This window comes from Glutamicibacter arilaitensis Re117, from assembly GCF_000197735.1.
In the GTDB taxonomy this organism is placed as follows: domain Bacteria; phylum Actinomycetota; class Actinomycetes; order Actinomycetales; family Micrococcaceae; genus Glutamicibacter; species Glutamicibacter arilaitensis.
This window is the reverse complement of the sequence record NC_014550.1, coordinates 3,586,100-3,605,675: the sequence shown is the minus strand read 5'-3', so window position 1 is coordinate 3,605,675 and position 19,576 is coordinate 3,586,100. Positions and strand designations below refer to the sequence as shown.

Sequence of the window (19,576 nt, the reverse complement as noted above, 5' to 3'; positions counted from 1 at the left end):
AATTTCCAAATTAATCCGGTTTCTTGCGTCATGATTCCCGTTCTCGCGTATCTAAGAGGTGTACGCGCTGAACTGGGCAGCAAGGAATTATGGGGATTCGAGTCGTCCAGTTGTCTTATGGGGAAGGTGCTGACGGGTGGGTGACTTGCAAGCTTGGGGGATGGAACTCGCCCACCTTTCAGGATTTTCAAGTCCATTTTATAGATATATTGGAAAAATCCTGATAGGTTCTAAAGGATGAAAATGCCGCCCAAATTCGGGCGGAATCGTCGATGGGGAATTGGTTGCCGTTTGCCGGCTTCAGGGGTTGGGGAATCCTTGGGGTGATCGGCGGCGGGTGCCGGCCTTGTCGCGCGAAACGTTATGGGGACGTAATGACAATAGATTCTGGGGCACGCTTTGCTGAAGTCAGCGATGCAGATTTAATTCGGGGCGTTAGGAACGGAAGCCGCGAAGCCCAAGACCACCTGTATCGACGGCACAGGCAAGTGGCGCTGAACGTAGCGTTTAGGCATACGAACTCTCCCTCCGATGCCGAGGATGTCGTCTCCGAAGCTTTCCTGCGGGTCTTTCGCATCATCGAGCGTGGAGCAGGACCCGATGAGTTCTTCCGCGCCTATTTAATGACTGCTGTATCGCGCGAAGCTTTTTCCAGGAACAAGTCGGCCTCAAAGCAGATTACTGTCGAAGACGTCCAGGAATTCCTGCCAGGCGATGCGCACGCGGACGATGCGATGGAACGCCATGAATCCACCTTTGCTATCGTCGCGTTCAAGGCCTTGACTGAGCGCTGGAAGACGGTGCTGTGGCTCACCGAAGTAGAAGAACTGCCGCCGAGAGACGTTGCGCCAATTCTAGGAATTACGCCCAATGCGGTTTCCGCATTAGCGGTACGCGCGCGAGAGGGATTGCGCGAAGCGTACTTGGCCGCGCATTTGAATGGCCAGTCCGGGGTGCCCGCGAGTTGCGCCGACATTCGCGAACATCTGCCCGCCTTGATCCGCGGGACGCTTGGGAACCGGAATGAGCGTAGTGTCAAAGCCCATTTGAAATCGTGCCCGAATTGCGCAGTAGTGTTCGGGGAACTGGACGAAATCGGTGCAACTTTGCGTGCTTACGTCCTTCCTCTGGTTGTTGGAGGGATTACTGCGCTGGGGATTCCTGCCGCGGGAGGTGTTGCAGGGATGGGAGTTTCAGCTGCCACAGCGACGGCAGCTGGTGGAGCTACTGCCGGGACAGCAACCGCTGTTGCATCAGGTGCCGGATTGAGTCTTGCAGGAGGTAGCAGCCTAGCCGTCACTTTAGGCGTTGGCTTGGTAAGTGTCGCCGTAACAGCGTCCGCTATCGGTCTGATACCTAAACTGATCGTGCAGGATGAAAGGGAATGGGCAATACCGGACAGCGCGGCCCAGACCCAGTCGCAAGTGCAAGGAGTCGAAGCCCCGATGGATGGGGGCACGCCATCCGCCGTAATGAGCCGTGACGTGTTCTTGCGGGATATGACGGGACAGCCTGTTCCTGATGGCAAGGACAAACTAGAATTCACAAACCAAGTGGAGTCGCCATCCACGAAGCCATTTTCCCCGCTGACACGTGTGCCAGCGACTTTGCCATCGCCTGAAGCGACCTCTGAATCAACTTTTGAGCCGACTCCAGAACTAACCTCGGAACCTACGGTGGAGCCGACTCCGGAACCAACCCCTGAACCTACGGTGGAGCCGACTCCAGAACCTACGGTGGAGCCGACTCCAGAACCTACGGTGGAGCCTACGGTCGAGCCGACTCCGGAACCAACGGTGGAGCCGACTCCAGAACTAACCTCGGAACCTACGGTGGAGCCGACTCCGGAACCAACCCCTGAACCTACGGTGGAGCCGACTCCAGAACCTACGGTGGAGCCTACGGTGGAGCCGACTCCGGAACCAACCGCTGAACCTACGGTGGAGCCGACTCCAGAACCTACGGTGGAGCCTACGGTCGAGCCGACTCCGGAACCAACCGCTGAACCTACGGTGGAGCCGACTCCAGAACCTACGGTGGAGCCGACTCCAGAACCTACGGTGGAGCCTACGGTCGAGCCGACTCAAGAGCCTACGGTCGAGCCGACTCAAGAGCCTACGGTCGAGCCGACTCCGGAACCAACCGCTGAACCTACGGTGGAGCCTACGGTGGAGCCTGCGGTCGAGCCGACTCCGGAACCAACCGCTGAACCTACGGTGGAGCCTACGGTCGAGCCGACTCAAGAGCCTACGGTCGAGCCGACTCAAGAGCCTACGGTGGAGCCTGCGGTCGAGCCGACTCCGGAACCAACCGCTGAACCTACGGTGGAGCCTACGGTCGAGCCGACTCCAGAGCCTACGGTCGAGCCGACTCAAGAGCCTACGGTCGAGCCGACTCAAGAGCCTACGGTCGAGCCGACTCAAGAGCCTACGGTCGAGCCGACTCAAGAGCCTACGGTCGAGCCGACTCCGGAACCAACCCCTGAACCAACGGTTGAACCGACTCAGGAGCCTACGGCTGAGCCGAGCGCTGAGCCGGAAGACGGGCAAGACGGTTCTGAATTCCAGGTCGTCATGACACAAGAGGAAGGCGGATTCTTTGCGAATTACATCTTCGATATCAACGGAGCTTCAGAAAGCGATCCCATAAGTTTCGAAGTGCGGCTTAACTGGCTTTGGCTGGATAACATGACCTACGAGGGGAATTGCGTTTCTTCGCACGTAAGAGCCAATTCATTCAGGCTTACCTGCGAAGGCCCAGCGACGTTAAAGTTGAAGCAGTTCTACCTGCTTGGGGACCGGACTATCGCATTTGAGAGCCGAGGGAACTCGAAGGAGAGGTTCGAATTCGAGATTCCAGGACTCTAGGCGCAGTCCGGCAGTCCGTCTGTCCTGCAACGGCCATTCCATGCCCAGGCGGAATGCGCGCCGCGGCTAGGATCGACACATGACAGAAAATTGTGCTCCTGAGCTGCCTCCCGTCGATGCAGAAGCTGCTGAACAGATGTGGTTTGAGTATCTGGCGAGCAAAGGGATTCCGCGGGCCGATGCACCGCACCATATCGCCGAATCCTTCGGGGACCATCCCGCGCTTGCCGATGAGCTTTTGAATGAAATGCTGCACGGAACCAAGCGAGCGACTTCGTCTCTGGCTAGCGACTACGTCTATTACAACGAACGTGTCCCGCAACCGGAAGACCACTGCATTGTTTGCGATGGGCAAGGGCAGCCGCGGGCGATTTTGCGAGTGCTCTCCGTCGAGCGCTCCTCATTCTTCGAGGTAGACGCGCAGTTTGCCGCGGCCGAGGGCGAAGGGGATCTCTCGCTGGAATACTGGCGCGCAGAACATGAAAAATTCTGGCGCCGTACGCAGAAGTCCATAGGAATTGATTGGAAACCTGAAGACACCGGCAAAGCCGGGGGAGAACTGATCTTGGAGCGTTTTGAAATTTGCTGGCCAGAGGCACATGTCGACTAGCCGGCCGAACTTCGTCACGTGCGCCTGCTGCCAAGAATGCGCTGGCGTAGGGTGGGGACAGGGGGCTTCCCGTGAACGAAGCCCGGTCAAGAAAGGTTGAACATGTCGATTGTCGTCATCAATGTCCTGTCGGTTCCCGGCGAAGCTGGGACGGAGCTGGAAAAGCGTTTCGCTGCCCGCAAGCATGTGGTGGATTCCTCGCCAGGCTTCGAAGGGTTCAAGCTGTTGCGCCCGGTCAACGGCGGAGACAAGTACTTTGTCTACACGCAGTGGGCAACGCGCGAGGACTTCGAGAACTGGCGTGAGCAGCGCGCCGATGCGGCCCATTCCGGCGCCGCGGGCCAGAAGCCGGTCGCGTCCGGGGCTGAGCTCTTGGAATTCGAGATCGTCGAGCTCTAGGCATTTCGAAATCGGGAAAACGCCTCGTTGCCATCACGGCACCGAGGCGTTTGCTGCATCCAGGGCTTTCCTACCTGTTCTTCCTCAACCGGCGTCGTGCCGAATCGGCCAGCAACGCCGCTCCGAGGACGATGCAAAGCAGGGCGCCGAGCAGGAACGTCATGTTGATGCCTTCGGGGCTGGCTTCGCCCAGGAGCCCGGGGTGGGTGGCGATGATGGCGGCGGAAATCGCAGTGCCGAAGGATGAACCCACGGTACGCAGCACCTGGTTGAAACTCACGGAGCTGCCGAGTTCCTGGGCTGCCACGCTGCGGGCAATCAATGCCGGCATGGCCGCATAGCTGGCGCCCATGCCGATGCCGAAGACCAGCATGCTCAGCAGGATCTCCCAGAGCGCCGAGTGCAGCAACCAGAGCAGTCCGTCGGCATTCTGCCGTCCGTGGGCTCAGGGATCCTGGTGCTGATCATCGCGATCCTGACCGCGTTGTTTGTCGCTTCGGCCGTCTCCGGCATTGAGCGCGGCATCCAGTGGCTTTCCAATATCAACATGGTGCTGGCCGTCATTCTCGCCCTGATCGTCTTCATCGGCGGGCCGACGCTGTTCATCCTGAACATGATCCCCAACGCCGTGGGCTCCTTCATCGCGGACCTGCCCGAGATGGCATCGCGCACCGCGTCCTCAGGCGATGGCGAAATGGCCACCTGGCTCTCGTCGTGGACCATCTTCTACTGGGCCTGGTGGGTTTCCTGGACCCCGTTCGTGGGCCTGTTCATCGCGCGGATCTCGCGCGGGCGCAGCATCCGCCAGTTCGTTACCGGCGTGCTGCTGGTTCCCTCCACGGTCACGCTGATCTGGTTCGCCATCTTCGGCGGCGGCGCCATCGGCCTGCAGGAACGAGCCGAGCGCAACGGGGACATGGGCCAGGCGCTGGCCAGGATGGTGGACGGGGCACCGGATATCGACTTCAACTCGGTGCTCTTCGAGCTGCTGGGCGCACTGCCGTTCCCCGAGTGGTTCTCCCTCGCGTTGATGGGGCTGGCCGTAGTGCTGATTGCCATCTTCTTCGTCACCGGAGCGGACTCCGCCTCGATCGTGATGGGAGCGCTCAGCGAGCGCGGCGCGCAGGAACCCTCGAAGAAGTCGGTGGTCTTCTGGGGCGTTTCGGTGGGCGCGGTAGCGGCCGTGATGCTGCTGGCCGGCGGGGACCATCCGGCGGAGGCGCTGAACGGCCTGAAGAACATCACCATCGTCTCGGCCCTGCCATTCGTGCTGGTGATGCTGCTGCTGTGCGTGGCGCTGTGGAAAGACCTGAGCCGTGACCCCCTGGTGCTGCGTGGCAAGGTGGCCATGGAGGTGCTCGAGCAGGCAGTGGACGACGGGATCGACCGCCATGAGGGCGAGCAGTTCAGCCTGATGACCAGGGAGAATTCCATTGTCGCGGCAACCCCGGCGCCGCCTGCAAGCCGCCCGGAACCAGTGTCCGGAGAATTGGATTCCCGGCCGGGCGGCTCCCAGCCGCAGCTCGATGCGGACCTGGAACCCGAGGGTGCCGGACGCTAGCGTCCGGGGCGCCCGGAACAAGTTCGGCTAAGGGGCGCGGCGCAGGGCCTGCTCGAAGTGGGCCACATGCTCGGAGACCAGCCGCGCCGCCAGCTGCGCGTCGCCGTCGAGGATGGCGCGCAGCAGGGCCGAATGCTCGGAAATATGCTCGGCGATCGGCGGCATCTGGTCGATGACCAGGCACCAGATCCGGGTCACCAGGTTGTCCAGGCGCACCAGGGTTTCCTCCAGGTGCTTGTTGGCCGCCGCCTTGTAGATGAGCCGGTGGATGCGCACATCCAGCAAGAGCAGCGAACGCTGGTCGAGGGCAGGATCCAGGGTGTCGATCTGCTCCAGGTAGCCGGCCAGCTCTTGGCGGATCTGCGGGTCCTTGTTCGCGGCGGCATTGCGGGCGGCCAGCGGCTCGAGCACCTGGCGCATCTCCGAAATGTAGTTCAGCTCGTGGAAATCCACCGCGGTAGCGAAGGTGCCGCGGCGCGGATAGGACACCACCAAGTGGTCGGTTTCCAGCCGCTTGAGGGCTTCTCGCATCGGGGTGCGTCCGACGCCGAGCTCCTCGGCCAGCTGGGGTTCGTGGATCGGGTGCGTAGGTGCGATTTCGAGCAGAACCAGCCGGTCGCGCAACGCGTTGTAGGCGCGAGCGGCCATGGATCCTGGCTCCGCTGCAGCGCTGGTCAATTCGATGGGCCTTGGCATATCGCTCTCTTCACTGGTCAAAAAACATTTACCGACACACAAAGAGTATCTTCCCGGGTTCCATTTCGGCGTTTTTCCGGGGCCAGTGCGCCCAATTGGCCCCGGCATGCCGCCCGGCGGCAACCCGGGAAGCGGCCAGCGGAATCCTGATGGAAAATCTGCCGGAAAAGTTGTTGACGCTGTGCTCCGACACACATAGTATTGTGATCAGCTATTGATATATCAGTAGTCGATCAGAGGTTGCTGAGTCAGCCGATAGCTGCCGCCACGGCAGGGGCCGGCACGGATTTCCTCCGGCGATAGCTCCCTGACAAGTCTCTGGGATGCCGCGGCGCAGGTCCTCGCGGCGGATACCAGAAGCAGCCATCATCATTTCCCCCACCACCACCACGAGCCATGGCGAAGCTTTCGCCACCTCGGCGAACCCAAGGAGCGGCACGATGACCGAACCGAACAACAAATATGTCCTGACCCTCACCTGCGCCGAGCGACCGGGCATCGTGCATGCGGTCACAGGGCTGCTGCTCAAGCACCATGGCGACATCCGGGAACTGAAGCAGCATGATGACCAGCGTTCCGGCACGCTGTTCATGCGCATCGAATTCGATGTCGCCGAGGCCAGGGATGCGCCCGCGGAGATCGCGGAACTCGAATCGAGCCTCGGCAAGCTCGCCGACGAGCACCAGGCCACCTGGGGCCTGCGCCCCTCCGGGAAGAAGAAGCGCGTGGTGGTGATGGTCTCCAAATTCGGCCACTGCCTGCACGATCTGCTCTTCCGGGCCCGGATGGGGGAGCTGCCGGTGGAAATCGCGGCAGTGGTCTCCAACCACCCGGACCACCGGCAACAGGTCGAGTGGAACGGCATCCCGTTCTTCCACGTTCCGGTCACCGCTCAGAGCAAGCCCGAGGCCGAGGCCAAGCTGATGGACCTAGTGGACCGCTTCGAGGTTGATTTGGTAGTGCTGGCCCGCTACATGCAGGTGCTTTCCGACGACCTCACCCGCAAGCTCACCGGCCGGGCCATTAACATCCACCACTCCTTCCTGCCCTCCTTCAAGGGGGCCAAGCCGTACCACCAAGCATTCGAACGCGGGGTGAAGACCGTGGGCGCCACGGCGCACTACGTGAACAGCGAGCTGGATGAGGGGCCGATCATCACCCAGCGGGTGCAGGAAGTGGACCACAGCTACGAGCCCGAGCACCTGGTGGCCGCCGGCCGCGACACCGAGTGCAAAGCCCTGTCCGATGCGGTGCGCTGGCACTGCGAGGACCGGGTCTTCCTCAGCGGCTCGCGCACCGTCGTGCTGCGCTAGCGGCTGCAACTTCTGGAAGCCAGCCACGTTCGCATCGCGACGTGGCTGGCTTTCTGCGTCCCGGGGCTCACACGTCCAGCGGAGCGGGACCTCATGCTGCCACGCTCTGCTGGTAGACGGCCAAGCCCAGCGACAAGATGGTCAGGGACTGCGCATCATTCAGATCCATGTCCAGCAGGGATTCGAGCAGTCCGAGCCGCTGGTAGAACACCGACCGGGAGAGCTGGCAGCGGGTAGCCGCCTGGGATCGGTTGGTCGGTGAAGCCAAATAGGCCCGGAGGACCCTCAGGCACTCGGTGCGCCGGGCAGGATCCAAAGCCAGGATCGGGGCGAGCACCTGCTGCGGCAGGCGCTGCATTGCCGGTTCATGGCGCAGTTCATGGGCAAGCAGTGCCAGTGGATACTCCTCGGCCAGCACGACCGGCTGGTTTGCAGCCAGGGACAGTTCGCATCCGCCGATGGCTTGCCTGATGGAATCTGCCAGCAGGCCGAAGTCATTTACGGCCGCACCCAGATAGAGCGGTCCGTCAAAATATCCGGCCACCTCATCCAGGTGCAAGGTCTGGGGCCAGTCTGGCGGCAGTTTGCCGGGGATAGCGGAGAAGAAGCCGAAGAGCTTGGACGCGGGCGCATTCCGGGCACCGATCACCGGACGCAGATCCTTGCCGATAGTGCGCTCGATCTGCCTGGCTGCTGCTCTCAGGTCGGCGCACGAGGCCAGCGGGATCGCGAAACCACGCAGCTGCCGGTGGTGCACCGGGAACCCGGAGGCTTCGAATTTCCCGGCGAGCAGGTCCGAGTCCGCGTCCTTTCGCAGCATCAGGTCGTCAAGCAGTTCACAGGCCGTATCGAAAGCCAACGAGGCAGGTTCCTGCTTGCGCAGGAGCTCGGTGCCCAGCGCGATGCCCGCCATTGTCAGCACATGCAGGGATCCTGCCGGATGAGTGGCAGTGTCCGGGGCGATCAAAGAACCGAAATGCCTGCCATGGATCTGCACCGGGATCACCTGGCGTCCAGCATTGCCTGTCACGTGCAAGCTGCGGGAACGGTCTTGCCAGTGCTCGAAGAAGTCCGCGGGCATCGGAACGGCGCTGGCATGGCGCAGCACGTTGTAGCCTGAATCCTCCAGCACCACCGTGGCATTCAGCAGCCTGGCGCAGTCCCGGAGTATGGTTTCGGCCGGAGCGCCGAGCTGCATCAGCGCGGTGAAATGGGCGGTGACCTCGCCGCCGGCCTCGATGCGCCGGGTCTGGGAGGTGAAGAGCAGCTGGTGCAGTGCCACGGTGATCTCCACAAAAGCCACTGGTTCGTGCAATGCCACCAGCGGGAAGGAGTGCTCCTTGCAGGACTGGATGAGCGCCGCCGGAACAGCTGGGCAATGGGTGCCGAGCTCGAGCAGCAGCCCGGCGGAATCCAGCTCGACCAATTCGGTAACGTACTGCTCGAAGCAGGTCTCCGGGCCCCACCCGATGCCCGTGGTCAGCACCAGCTCCTGGCCGCGCAGGTAGGTTCTCGGGTCCGAATTCTCCAGCACGTGGACCCAGCCAACATGACGGTTCAATGACGCCTGATCGGCAAAGAGCTGCGGGTTCCCGGCGAGCACCGCGGGCAGCTGGAGCAGCTGGTCCATGGTGGCGATCGACTGGTCCGGACAGTTTGTCCGTGCATCGCGTGTTTTCTCTACAAGTGTCACTGTTGATCAGCCTCCAGCTGTGCAAAACTGTCAATCACGTGGATCTATAGTGATTCGCTTCACACAATACAGAGTGTTCGGTTTTTGAGGGGGAATGCGTCGATGTTTGGACTTCCGGCGTTCACGACCATGGTCATCATCGGGGTTCCGGCCCTCTGGGTGATCTATACCGGAGTTTTCCTGTGGCTCAGCCGCGGCTGGAAGCATGAGGATGCGGAGGAGCAGCGATGAGCATCGAGATCCTGTTCCTGGTCATCTACTTCGTCGCCATGGCAGGCATCGGCGTTTGGGCGATGAAGCGCGGCAAGCAGGATGCCGAGGGCTTTCTGCTGGGCGGACGCAGCCTCGGTCCGGGCGTCACCGCACTTCGCCTGCAAAGCTCATCCATGTCCGGCTACATGTTCATGGGTGCTGGATCCATGGGTTATACCCAGGGGTATTTCAGCATGTGGTACGCGCTGGGCGATCTGGGCGGTGGAATCCTGAACCTCTCGGTCCTCGGCCGGCGCATGCGCAAGCTCTCCCAGATCCTGGGCTCCATCACCTCCATAGAGTACCTGGAGCACCGCTACCCCTCGAAGTGGATCCGGCTCATTGCCGCACCGGTGGCACTGTTCTGCATGTTCTTCTACGTCCTCGCGCAATTCATCGCCGGCGGCCGCGGACTGGAAATGGTCTCCGGAGTGTCCTTCCCGGTAGCCTTGGCCATCGCCATCGGCGTGATCGTGCTCTACACCTTCCTGGGTGGCTACCTCGCGGTGGCCTACACCGACTTCGTGCAGGCCATCATCATGGTGGTGGGCATGGTCTGGATCCTGGTGGCCACGCTGATCGCCATCGGCGGCTTCACCAAGGGCAATGAGGCCGTAGGCGCAATCAACCCGAACCTGCTGACCATGTGGGGCGCTGATCTGGGCTACCAGGGCCAGTGGGGCGTCATCCTCGGGGCGCTGCTGGTCTTCTCCATCGGCTACATGGGCTGGCCGCATGTAGTGGTCAGCCACATGGCCATGAAGAAGCCCTCGGTGGCCCGCACCGCCGGGGCCTATTCGCTGATCTTCAACCTCTTGTTCATCCCGGGTCCCTACCTGGTCGGCATGTTCGCGCTGATCCTCCTGCCGAACCTAGCCAACCCGGAAACCGCGATCTTCGAGGTCGCGGACGCGGTGCTGCCGACCTTCGCCGTGGGCATCGTGATGGCGGCGATCATGGCCGCCATCATGTCCACCGCCGACGCGTTGCTGCTGCAGGCCGGCACCATCGCCAGCCAGGACATCTACGCCCGGTTCATCAGCAAGAAGATGAGCGACCGGCAGATGGTGTGGGTCTCGCGCGTCACCGTGCTGGCGCTGGCGATTATCGGTTTCGCTATTGCGGCCTTTGAGCCTCCGGCAGTGGCTGCCGTGGTGATCTTCTCGACCACTGTGCTGGGCAGCGCCTTTGTCCCGTCCTATGTCTGCGCGGTGTGGTGGAAGAAAGCCAATACCGTGGGCGCGATCTCTTCGATGATTGCCGGTACTGCGGTCTCGGTGCTGTGGCAGGTTTCCGGGGCTCCGGAAACTACAGGCATCGACCCGATGGTCACCGGCATTCTGGCTTCCACGCTGGCAATGGTCATTGGCAGCCTCGCCACCCAGAAATCGAATCCCGTGCCGGAGCATATTGGACGGGCGCTGGAGGAAACCGCGAAGATCGGCCCCATTCCGAAGAAGATGCTCATCGGCCAGGACTCCCTGCTCGCCGGCCAGGCGGAAATGGCCGCCCGCGATGAATGAATTGGTGCTGGAAACCCTGGTTGGAGCCCAGGATGCGCAGCGCATCCTTGCCGCCAAGGCGCCGGGAATGAAGGTCGTGTCGGCCAAGCTGCGCCATCATCCCTTTGCCGGATTCATCTTCGACGTTCCGCAGCTGGCCGGGCAGACCGGGCAGGCGCATGCCCTGGTGGACTACTACTCGGGAAAGGCCTTTGTCTCCGACCCGTGGCAGGTGCAGGAAGGCGCATCGGCCCAAGCGCTGGACCAGGTGGCCGATCCGCGGTGGAACACCATTGATTTCGACACTGCCAGAAAGCGGGCCGCAGCCCTGCTCTCCACGGCGGCCCTGCGCCGGGCCCGGCTGGCCTGGCGCGGCGGCATCAAGGAGCAGCGCAGTGTTGCCAAGGTCTGGAAACCCAACTGGGTGATCGAAGCGAAGCTTGAAGGCACGTCCTACCGCGTCATGGTGGATGGGCTGAACGGCGGCTACTTCTTCATCGGCAGTTGATGCCAGAAGCGCCGCATGCCGGCGCAACCCGCATGATCCGTCCCATCACAGGAAGACACCGGAAATTCAATGAAGAATATTTCAAAGCACTCCCAACCCGTGTGCTGAAGAAGAGCTCCTGCATCTTTGCAGGCTCGGCACTGCTCCTTGGCTTGGGACTAGCCCCGGCCAATGCCGTCGGCGAAGGCCCGAACCACAACGGCAATGAAACGGTCAACACCTCGATCTTGCATACCCATGAATCGATGGCCGCCGAGCTGCGCAAGCAGGATGCCAAGCAATCGGCCATGGAACTGGAAGTCATCGGCCACTCGGCCAAGGGGCGCGAATTGTTCCTGGCCAAGTACCTCTCGGACCCGGCAAATCCCACGATCATGTTCCTCACCCAGCAGCACGGCAACGAGCAGCTGACCACCGAGGGTGCGCTGGAAGTCATCAAGCACCTGGGAACCGGCCGGATGGCCAAGGTCCTGGAGGATGTCAACATCCTGGTTGTGCCGATGCTCAACCCAGACGGCGCCATGGGAGATGTGGACTTCCCGCTCGATGACTACATCGCTTCGGGAGACCGGCACCTGACCCGCTACAACGCGAACAACGTGGACATCAACCGGGATCACGTAGCCAAGACGCAGCCCGAAATCCAAGCGCTGCACAACAATGTGCTTTCTGCCTACGACATCGACTACATGATCGACCTGCACCACCAGGGCACGCGCTCGGCGGTGGACGGGAAGCTCGTTTCCGGATCGATCCTCTATCCGACAACTGAGGATGTCTCCGAGGAGGTGCGCGAAGGCTCCAAGCGCCTGGGCGCCGTGGTCTACCAGAACGTCGATCCCACCGGCTGGGGGCATCTGGGCAAGTACGTGGGCGGCACCGCGAACACCATTGCGCGCAATGGTATCGCGGCCGAATACGGCATTTCCACCCTGCTCTTCGAGATGCGCGGGATGAGCGACCACTACCGGTCCGACTACGTGCTCGGACAGAAGCCCAATGGCTATCTGCGCCAGCAGACCATCTTGACGCTGGAGAGCACCATCAAGGCCGTGGCCGATGGCTCCGTGGAAACCATGGACACCTCGTTCTGGGACAGCCTGCCGGAGCAGGCCAGCCTGCCGGGCGAAGAAAACGACGAATAGCGAATACCGTTGATGGCGGACCGGGAACGGTCCGCCATCAGGCCTTGCGCAGGCAGGGCGCGGGATACCGCCGGCTGAACGAGTGCCGGCCAGGGAAGGAAAATAAGACCCATGCGCATCCGCAATGCCCGCCCGTGGGGGAAAACAGAACCCTGCCTCGTTGAGGCAGGGTTCTGCTGTCCGGATCCAAACTCGGGACCCATGCACTGGCGGCTAGAGTGCGGCTAGCGCGGGTTTCTTATCCCGCAAAGCGCGTCATGTGGTGCCTCCCATTCGCTCGTAGTTTGGTGTTGGAACGAGCTTACGGATGGGCGATATTCACCCGCAATGGCAAGAATGAACGCTTTTTGCTGATCTTTTTTGCAAAGTGCTGAGCGGTTTTATGCATTTTGCTAAAAAGGCTGTTTGGCTAGCGCATCACCGTGCTGAGCAGCAGTCCCGGTGCGGCGGCCAAGGCTCTATGTTGCTTCCGTAGGTAAGCGCCCCTAGAATTATTTACTTGAAAGCCCCGGTTGACCGATGGCCTGCGTTAGCCCAAGTATTTCATGACGGGGCCAGTAATTAAGCGTCATTAACGAGGAAAAAGCGATCCTGAACTGGGAAAATAAAGGTGTCTAAGCCATATTCTCAGCAGTTCAAAGGATCACTCTCTCGGTGAACAACAATACCGGCCTTTACCCCTACGTACCAACCATGACCACGAACCAAGCCCTGGTCTCCCACGCAGGGCTTACCACCCTGAGCGACCTGCTCAACGCGCTGGGTTTCCGCAAGCTCTGCGATAACAGGCTCTCGCAATTCGTTCCTGCTTTAGCCGTTCACCGGCCCGGGAAGATGATCGCAGATTTGTCCCTCATGCTCGCCGCCGGCGGCGAGCAAGTCAGCGATACCGACCAGCTACGGACCACTCAAGGCCTCTTCGGTCCGGTTGCCTCTGACCCGACGTTCAGCCGGTTCTTCAGCAGAATCAGTAAACATCCCGGGGCTTTTGACTACGCATTCGCGACCATGCACCGGCAAGTGCGGGCCAAACTATGGGCAGCAGCAGGCAAACGCAACCCCGCAATACGGGCATCCCGAACCAATCCTCTGACCATCGACATCGACGCGTCCCTAGTCAACGTTCATTCAGACAAAGAAGGTGCCAAAGGCAACTATAAAGGCGGGTACGGCTACTCACCGATGATCGCCATGGCCGACTACGGAAAAACCAACGGCACCGGTGAAGTCCTCGCCGTACGCTTGCGCCCAGGAAATAAGGCAGCAAACTCAGCGAAGGACCATATCAGCATCCTGACCGAAGCACTGGAACAACTACCAGACGAATTCTATGACGAACAGACAACGTTGATCGGTGAGAAGATCATGGTCCGCACCGATAGCGCTGGCGCCACCCGAGAATTCTTGAAGCATGTTGATTCTTTGGGTCTGCAATTTTCCACCTCATATACGTTGCCCGTGGTCAAGGAACGCTTCGTGCGGTGGATCAATCAGAAAAAGTACTGGGAGCCAGCGCTCACCGCGGACGGTGAACACCGTAATAACGCGTGGGTGATTGATGCTTCCAAGGTCATTGAACTAAACGATTACCCGCCAGGAACCAGAATTTATCTTCGTGCTGAGCCGTTGCATCCGGGGGCGAAAGCAAGCCTGTTCGACACTGATGGGAATCGAGTGACCGCGTTTCTGACGAACTCTCCACGCTACGATCCCGCTTTCTTGGATGCCCGTCATCGCGCCCGTGGGCGTTGTGAAAACAGGATCAAGTCGCTGAAAGCCGCAGGGCTGGGCAAACTGCCATTCGCTTCGTTCGCGGCGAATCAAGCGTGGGCTAACTTGGCCATGTTTGCGTTGAATCTGACGTTGTGGCTGCAGTTGGTGGTACTGCCTGCGGGGCATCAGGCCGGGAGCTGGGATTTGAAACGGTGGCGGTACCGGGTGTGGTCTATGGCCGGGAAGCTGACTAAGAGCGGTCGCCAACCCCGGTTGCTGATCAATGATCAAACGCCGGAAGCTCGATTAGTCACGTTACTCAAGGAACAAATCAACGGATTGCGTCAGCGTTGGGGCGTCGGTTCACTGCGAACCTGAGTGTTCAAGTACTAGTCATTAGTGTTTTCAAGTGGGAGGGACAATATTTCGGTGTGTGGTGGCCGGCGCTGGCGTCAGCGATATGGCGCTCTTTGTCGTACTAGAAATCAAGAACCCCACTGGATACTGGTGGGGTGCCGGTTCCGGTGGGGTTCTGCGCTTCCATGAAAGATCTGGGTTAGTGGGTTATGTTGCCGGGGCTAAGAACTTTAACCGCCGGAGGCTAGCTCATGAGTAGCGACTTCTGGATCGATCAATGGCTAGGCTCTCCTCGCTTCCAGCGTTACGTGGATTCGGCCGGCGGAGACAGGGGCGACGCGCTCGCACTCTATGAATGGAACGCCTCCCTGTCGGCCGCCTTGCTAAAAGACTTCTCGCACTTTGAAGTGGCCTTACGCAACGCCTATGACAAAGCCATTAGTAGTGCCTGGAAGAATTCGACCCACTGGTTGCTGGATCCGCAATCGCCCGTAGTTGTTCCGTTATGGCGTGTTAAAACGCATTCTGACGGACTGAAGCGTGGGTCGGATATTAACGAAAAGAATCGCCGGCAAGTTTTTCGCGCAATTGATAACTGTGGAAAGAAAAACGCCGAGGCGGGGAAAGTAATCGCTGAACTGACTTTCGGGTTCTGGCGCTATATGACAACTAGTGCTCATGAAAAGTCGCTATGGGTTACCTACCTCCATAAGGCCTTCTCCGGCAAGCCGCAGCGAAGCGATATTGACCGCATCATAGGCACAGTGCACATCTTGAGAAATCGTATTGCTCACCAAGAACAAATCTTTAACCTTGCTCATGAGTTTGACCCCGCTATCGTTCACACGGAAATGATGACTGTTCTAGAACGAATTAATCCGGAGGCTAAAGCTCGTGTGCTCGCATCATCGTCTGTGGCAGAGGTTTTTAATTCCAGGCCCTAGACCTGTCGCAGTATCAGTCTAAGCAGTATTGGCGGCCTCGGGGATGACCATGATCGTGGTGACCCACGAGATCGCCTTCGCCCGGGAGATGGGGGATACCTTGACCTTCATGGACGGCGGTGTCGTGGTGGAATCGGGGATCCAAGGGAAATCATCGCCAACCCGCAGCATGAGCGCACCCGGCAATTCTTGACCAGCGTACTGTAGGAAAACCGGAAATCGCCCCTGCCTTCCCAACGCTTCAAGCGTTCGGGAGGGCAGTGGCCATTTGTGCTATTTGCTGAAGCTTTGGGCCAGTAGCCGGTAGGATTCCAGCCGGTCTGCCGGATCGCAGACAAGGGTATTGAGCATCAGCTCATCTGCCCCGTGGGCTTCGGCCAGGGCCAGCAGCTGGTCGCGGACTGAATCCGGGGTTCCCACGATCAGCGCCTGGCGGCGTTCGGCCGCGCGGGCGCGTTCCTGGTCGCTCCAGCGGTAGCTGGCCGCGGTGGCAACTGAGGGGACCGGGCCGTCATTGCCCAAGTCCTTGCGTACCCGCCACAGCAACAGCGCATCGGCCAGGGCCTGCGCCTTGTCCTCGGTGTCCGCGGTGGCGAAGCGAACGGCCAGCACGGTGTGCGCGCGGTGCCCGGCATTGGCCACCGCTTCACGGTAGGCGCGGGTGGCCGGCTCGCCGCCGGTTGGACGCAGGAAGTGGCCATGCACGTAGCCGGCACCAAGCGTCCCGGGCAACGGGGCGGTGGAACCGCCGGCACCCAGAACCCAGAGGCGGCCTGCCGGTTCGGTATCCGAGGGCTCGTGGACGGCGTCGAGATCATGGACCAGGGCGGCAATCTTCTGCGCATAGTGCGGATCGGACAGTGCCGCGCGCCCTACCCCGATATCCACCCGGTCCGGGTGCACGGCTACCAGCAAGCCCATGGACTCTGCGACTTTCTGCGCCTGATAGTAGGGCAAGAGGATCGCACCGGTGCCGATGCGGATTCTCTTGGTGCGTTCCAGCGCCAGCGCAGTCATCATTTCCGGGGCGGCACTGGCAAAGGATTTCGAGTGGTGGTGCTCGGCAAACCAGATGCGGTGATAGCCCAGGTGTTCGGCTTCTTGGGCTAGCTGCAGGCCGCTGGAAAGTGCTTCGGGGACGGTGGGTGCATGCTCGGTGAGCGGGACCTGGTCGAGTATGGAGAGTCTCATGCGAAGTTTCCTGTTGCATGGCTGTCAAGGGTCTGCCGCAACGGCATGGTCAGGTCCTTTCGACGGTGGGCGATCCGTGGGTGAGTTTACTCCGTCACTACGGGCAGATGGCTATCCGGGACGCCATGTAACTTCCGGCGTCATGCATGTCCTCGGCCTGCTCATCCACGGCGTCTTTCGGAGCAATTGCAGGCCGCTCGGTTCTCCTACCTGAGGCTGATGCCAAGGAACCTGAGATCATTCTTGATTGCCATGCATGCTCCGCGCATCCGGCCTAGGCTGGAAAACCGAACACCCGCACACCGGAATTTCTGCAAAGGATCAGCATGCATCGCACCACGGACCTATCCCCATCGCGTCTCTCCTCGCGGCTGGCAGTGGCCAGCTCGCTCATGGTTCTGGCCTGCGGCCTTGCAGGATGCGGTGCCGTGGATTCCTATGACAAGGCCATCTCCGATGCCTGGGCGGTAACCTATGAAATCGAAGTTTCCGGCGGGGGCGGCACTTTGGATGCAGTGTCATATCTGGAATCAGAGAAGCGCGGAGATCCAGGCAGCCCGGTGGAAGTGGAAAACGCGATGCTGGTGGTCGAGGGCAAAGACTCATCGCGATCCAGCTGGTCGGTGGACAGCATCATTACCGCCCAGGCTGAAGCCGCGGTGACGGCCACCCCGGGCGAGGGCAGCACCGCGACCTGCCGCATCCTGCTCGATGGGCGAAAAGCCATCGCCACTCAAACCGGTGCACCAGGCGAACCGGTGGAGTGCACAGCGATCACACCGGCCTTCGAACGCTAGGAACAACTGGCCTCAACCAAGGGTAGGGGCAAGCAGAGTGCGCCGACGCTGCATACAGGAAAACACAAGGGGCGGAGTTAGAATAGTAGCTAGCCGTTCTAGCAGACTAGAGTGGCGGAAATGGGATTTGGCTCAGTGGACAACGGAATGAAAACCGGCGGGCAACGCCAGAAGAATTCCCCTGCCTTACCCCCAACCCTGCGGCAGGGCTGGCCGAAATTCCTCGAAGCTGTGCCCTTCTTGGCACGCATCATGAAACTGAGCCATGCGCGGATCTTCCGCTATCTCGGAATCATTGTCCTGATGCAGTCGATCAACGGTTTCGTGGTCCTGCCAGTCATTAAGTACCTTTTCGGCAAGGCCTTGGAAGCCAGCTCGCTAAGCAACATCACCGACCGGACCTACCCGGCAATCCTGGCCCACCCGGTGTCGGTGGCGCTCTTGATCGCTATTGCGATGATTGCCTTGATCGCGGTCAGCCTCCAATTCACCACCATCGTGGTGATGGTAAACCGGCAGCAATCCGGCCAGCCGCCGAGCGTTTGGGCCATGTGCCAGGACGTAGCCAAGTGCTTGGGCCGGTTGCTCTCCTATCCTTCGCCGGTGATGCTGGTGTACTTCTTCCTGGCTCTCCCCATGGGCGGGCTCGGATTGTCTTCGGTGCTGATCCAAGGCGTGGGAATCCCGCCGTTCATCACCCGCGAGTACCTCAAGGCGCCATTGAGCACGGGAATCTATGCGGTGATGATCGCCGCGATTATCTATGCCAATCTGCGCCTGATCCTCACCTTGCCACTCTTGGTAGTGGGGCGCAAACGCCCGCTGGCGGCAGTGGGCGAGAGCCTGAGGGCGACCCATAAGAACTTCTTCCGCCACCTGCTGTTGCTGGGCATCCCGCTGGGTGCCGCGGTGCTGGGCGCCTCGGTGATGGTCGAGCTGCTGGTCTGGGGCACCGACCTTGCCGACTCCCTGGTCACGGCCCAGACCTCGGCGATGCTGGCCAGCATCAGCATTGGACTGGGGCACTCGTTGGGCTTCTTGATTATCGGTGCGGCGACCGTCGTGATGATCCAAGTTCTGGTGGCACTGTGCCGCGAACGCCTGGGCCTGCCAGTCATCCTCGAAGAGCGCTCGCTGGCACACCGCACGGCACAGCAGAGGGGCACCCGGGCTTCGCTGGCATCGGTGGCCTTCGGCTTGGTGATCTCGGTGAGTTTCTCCGCCATGCCGGCCATGGGTGACACCACCGAAGGTGCAGAGAATACGCTGGTCATCGGTCACCGCGGTTATTCCGGTGGCGGAGTGGAAAACACCCTGGGCGGGCTGGAAGCTGCCGCGGCGAACCAAGCCGATGTTGTCGAAGCCGATTTCCAAGAAACCAAGGACGGGCACTTCGTAGCCAGCCACGACACCAACCTGCTGATGGTTGCGGGAAGGAACCAGAACATCTATGAGATGACTTTGGTTGAGGTCCAGGAAGTCACGGTCCGTGAAGGCGGATTCACCGACAAAATCCCCACCATGGGACAGTACCTGAAGCGCGCCGATGAGCTGGGTATCCAGGTTCTGGTGGAGCTGAAGGTCACCGGTCACGAGAAGGCAGGCTACCTCAAGCGCTTCCTGGCTGAAGTCGATGCCACCGGCACCACCGAAAAGAACATCTACCATTCGCTGAACGGGCATGCCGTCCAAGAGATCAAGAAGCAGCGGCCTAAGCTGCGCGTTGGTTTGACCGTGGCCATGAGCTTCGGCGGACTGCCGAAGACCAACGGGGACTTCTACACCGTGGAACAGGCTTCCTTCAGCGAAGAACTACTTGCCGAAGCCCATGCACGGGACAAGGAAGTCTACGTGTGGACCGTCAATGACCAAGCGACCATCCGCCAGTTGCTGAGCATTCCGGTGGACGGCATTGTCACCGACAATGTGAAGCTGGCGGTGGATAACCGAGCGATGGTGGCCACCAACCCCGCCTCCGAATACCAGGTGGGCTACTCGCTGGCCTACCTGGATATCTTCCGGTAATCC

Annotated in this window: 16 protein-coding genes and 2 pseudogenes; 14 read left to right on the top strand and 4 right to left on the bottom strand. The window is 60.6% G+C overall.

The genetic code is table 11. The features are described 5' to 3' along the window. Positions 1 to 272: 272 nt before the first annotated feature. The 3 genes from AARI_RS17240 (at position 273) to AARI_RS17230 (ending at position 3,876) form a co-directional block, all read left to right on the top strand. Entirely contained in the window at positions 273 to 2,867 is a 2,595-nt protein-coding gene (locus tag AARI_RS17240) for a sigma-70 family RNA polymerase sigma factor (RefSeq protein WP_041649146.1), read from the top strand. Between the two features lie 79 nt (positions 2,868 to 2,946). After that, complete coding sequence (locus tag AARI_RS17235; protein WP_013350521.1) at positions 2,947 to 3,477, top strand: ASCH domain-containing protein; 531 nt, start codon at positions 2,947 to 2,949, stop codon at positions 3,475 to 3,477. A gap of 102 nt (positions 3,478 to 3,579) precedes the next feature. Further along, positions 3,580 to 3,876 (top strand): antibiotic biosynthesis monooxygenase family protein, encoded by a 297-nt coding sequence (locus AARI_RS17230; protein WP_013350520.1) that lies wholly within the window; start codon positions 3,580 to 3,582, stop codon positions 3,874 to 3,876. 70 nt (positions 3,877 to 3,946) lie between these two features. On the opposite strand, the gene AARI_RS17225 is transcribed toward AARI_RS17230, so the two are convergent. Continuing rightward, positions 3,947 to 4,285, bottom strand: coding sequence for an MFS transporter (locus tag AARI_RS17225; RefSeq protein WP_049862690.1), 339 nt, complete (start codon positions 4,283 to 4,285; stop codon positions 3,947 to 3,949). A gap of 9 nt (positions 4,286 to 4,294) precedes the next feature. Here AARI_RS17225 and AARI_RS17220 point away from each other — a divergent pair. After that, a pseudogene (locus AARI_RS17220) lies at positions 4,295 to 5,437 on the top strand (BCCT family transporter); the annotation flags it as partial. A gap of 27 nt (positions 5,438 to 5,464) precedes the next feature. On the opposite strand, the gene AARI_RS17215 reads toward AARI_RS17220, so the two are convergent. Then, the gene (locus AARI_RS17215) at positions 5,465 to 6,133 is read right to left on the bottom strand and encodes a GntR family transcriptional regulator (protein WP_013350519.1); all 669 of its coding nucleotides are present in this window, start codon (positions 6,131 to 6,133) and stop codon (positions 5,465 to 5,467) included. Positions 6,134 to 6,573: 440 nt separating this feature from the next. Between AARI_RS17215 and purU the strand changes: the two genes are divergently transcribed. Next, complete coding sequence (gene purU / locus AARI_RS17210; RefSeq protein ID WP_013350518.1) at positions 6,574 to 7,446, top strand: formyltetrahydrofolate deformylase; 873 nt, start codon at positions 6,574 to 6,576, stop codon at positions 7,444 to 7,446. Between the two features lie 91 nt (positions 7,447 to 7,537). Here the strand turns inward: purU and AARI_RS17205 are convergent, their stop codons facing one another. Beyond that, entirely contained in the window at positions 7,538 to 9,139 is a 1,602-nt protein-coding gene (locus tag AARI_RS17205) for a PucR family transcriptional regulator (protein WP_013350517.1), read from the bottom strand. Between the two features lie 102 nt (positions 9,140 to 9,241). On the opposite strand from AARI_RS17205, the gene AARI_RS20305 reads away from it, so the two are divergent. From AARI_RS20305 to AARI_RS20180, 7 genes and pseudogenes are all read left to right on the top strand, one after another. Further along, positions 9,242 to 9,370, top strand: coding sequence for a hypothetical protein (locus tag AARI_RS20305; protein WP_255209574.1), 129 nt, complete (start codon positions 9,242 to 9,244; stop codon positions 9,368 to 9,370). Then, positions 9,367 to 10,914: a sodium/proline symporter gene (locus AARI_RS17200; protein ID WP_013350516.1), complete on the top strand. Its 1,548-nt coding sequence runs from the start codon at positions 9,367 to 9,369 to the stop codon at positions 10,912 to 10,914. Before AARI_RS20305 ends, AARI_RS17200 begins: the two co-directional genes overlap by 4 nt. After that, positions 10,907 to 11,401: a hypothetical protein gene (locus tag AARI_RS17195; protein WP_041649143.1), complete on the top strand. Its 495-nt coding sequence runs from the start codon at positions 10,907 to 10,909 to the stop codon at positions 11,399 to 11,401. The genes AARI_RS17200 and AARI_RS17195 overlap by 8 nt, the downstream gene beginning before the upstream one ends. A 104-nt stretch (positions 11,402 to 11,505) precedes the next feature. After that, the gene (locus AARI_RS17190; protein WP_041650389.1) at positions 11,506 to 12,546 is read left to right on the top strand and encodes a M14 family zinc carboxypeptidase; all 1,041 of its coding nucleotides are present in this window, start codon (positions 11,506 to 11,508) and stop codon (positions 12,544 to 12,546) included. A gap of 693 nt (positions 12,547 to 13,239) precedes the next feature. Next, complete coding sequence (locus AARI_RS17185; protein ID WP_013350513.1) at positions 13,240 to 14,637, top strand: IS1380-like element ISAar12 family transposase; 1,398 nt, start codon at positions 13,240 to 13,242, stop codon at positions 14,635 to 14,637. Positions 14,638 to 14,867: 230 nt separating this feature from the next. Beyond that, positions 14,868 to 15,560, top strand: coding sequence for an Abi family protein (locus AARI_RS17180; RefSeq protein ID WP_013350512.1), 693 nt, complete (start codon positions 14,868 to 14,870; stop codon positions 15,558 to 15,560). Between the two features lie 28 nt (positions 15,561 to 15,588). Then, positions 15,589 to 15,767, top strand: a pseudogene (locus tag AARI_RS20180) (ectoine/hydroxyectoine ABC transporter ATP-binding protein EhuA); the annotation flags it as partial. A 66-nt stretch (positions 15,768 to 15,833) separates the two neighbouring features. Here AARI_RS20180 and AARI_RS17175 read toward each other — a convergent pair. Further along, positions 15,834 to 16,751, bottom strand: coding sequence for an LLM class flavin-dependent oxidoreductase (locus AARI_RS17175; RefSeq protein ID WP_013350511.1), 918 nt, complete (start codon positions 16,749 to 16,751; stop codon positions 15,834 to 15,836). Between the two features lie 326 nt (positions 16,752 to 17,077). Here AARI_RS17175 and AARI_RS17170 point away from each other — a divergent pair, with 326 nt between their 5' ends. Together AARI_RS17170 and AARI_RS17165 are read left to right on the top strand one after the other, a co-directional pair. Then, positions 17,078 to 17,548, top strand: coding sequence for a hypothetical protein (locus tag AARI_RS17170; protein WP_013350510.1), 471 nt, complete (start codon positions 17,078 to 17,080; stop codon positions 17,546 to 17,548). Between the two features lie 120 nt (positions 17,549 to 17,668). Beyond that, positions 17,669 to 19,573 (top strand): glycerophosphodiester phosphodiesterase, encoded by a 1,905-nt coding sequence (locus AARI_RS17165; protein WP_013350509.1) that lies wholly within the window; start codon positions 17,669 to 17,671, stop codon positions 19,571 to 19,573. The last annotated feature ends 3 nt before the right edge of the window (positions 19,574 to 19,576 follow it).

Coding starts and splice junctions, on each gene's coding strand:
- AARI_RS17240 (WP_041649146.1), top strand. CDS start 273: ATGGGGAATTGGTTGCCGTTTGCCGGCTTCAGGGGTTGGGGAATCCTT.
- AARI_RS17215 (WP_013350519.1), bottom strand. CDS start 6,133: ATGCCAAGGCCCATCGAATTGACCAGCGCTGCAGCGGAGCCAGGATCC.
- AARI_RS17180 (WP_013350512.1), top strand. CDS start 14,868: ATGAGTAGCGACTTCTGGATCGATCAATGGCTAGGCTCTCCTCGCTTC.
- AARI_RS17195 (WP_041649143.1), top strand. CDS start 10,907: ATGAATGAATTGGTGCTGGAAACCCTGGTTGGAGCCCAGGATGCGCAG.
- AARI_RS20305 (WP_255209574.1), top strand. CDS start 9,242: ATGTTTGGACTTCCGGCGTTCACGACCATGGTCATCATCGGGGTTCCG.
- AARI_RS17170 (WP_013350510.1), top strand. CDS start 17,078: ATGCATCGCACCACGGACCTATCCCCATCGCGTCTCTCCTCGCGGCTG.
- AARI_RS17165 (WP_013350509.1), top strand. CDS start 17,669: ATGGGATTTGGCTCAGTGGACAACGGAATGAAAACCGGCGGGCAACGC.
- AARI_RS17230 (WP_013350520.1), top strand. CDS start 3,580: ATGTCGATTGTCGTCATCAATGTCCTGTCGGTTCCCGGCGAAGCTGGG.
- purU (WP_013350518.1), top strand. CDS start 6,574: ATGACCGAACCGAACAACAAATATGTCCTGACCCTCACCTGCGCCGAG.
- AARI_RS17185 (WP_013350513.1), top strand. CDS start 13,240: ATGACCACGAACCAAGCCCTGGTCTCCCACGCAGGGCTTACCACCCTG.
- AARI_RS17235 (WP_013350521.1), top strand. CDS start 2,947: ATGACAGAAAATTGTGCTCCTGAGCTGCCTCCCGTCGATGCAGAAGCT.
- AARI_RS17200 (WP_013350516.1), top strand. CDS start 9,367: ATGAGCATCGAGATCCTGTTCCTGGTCATCTACTTCGTCGCCATGGCA.
- AARI_RS17175 (WP_013350511.1), bottom strand. CDS start 16,751: ATGAGACTCTCCATACTCGACCAGGTCCCGCTCACCGAGCATGCACCC.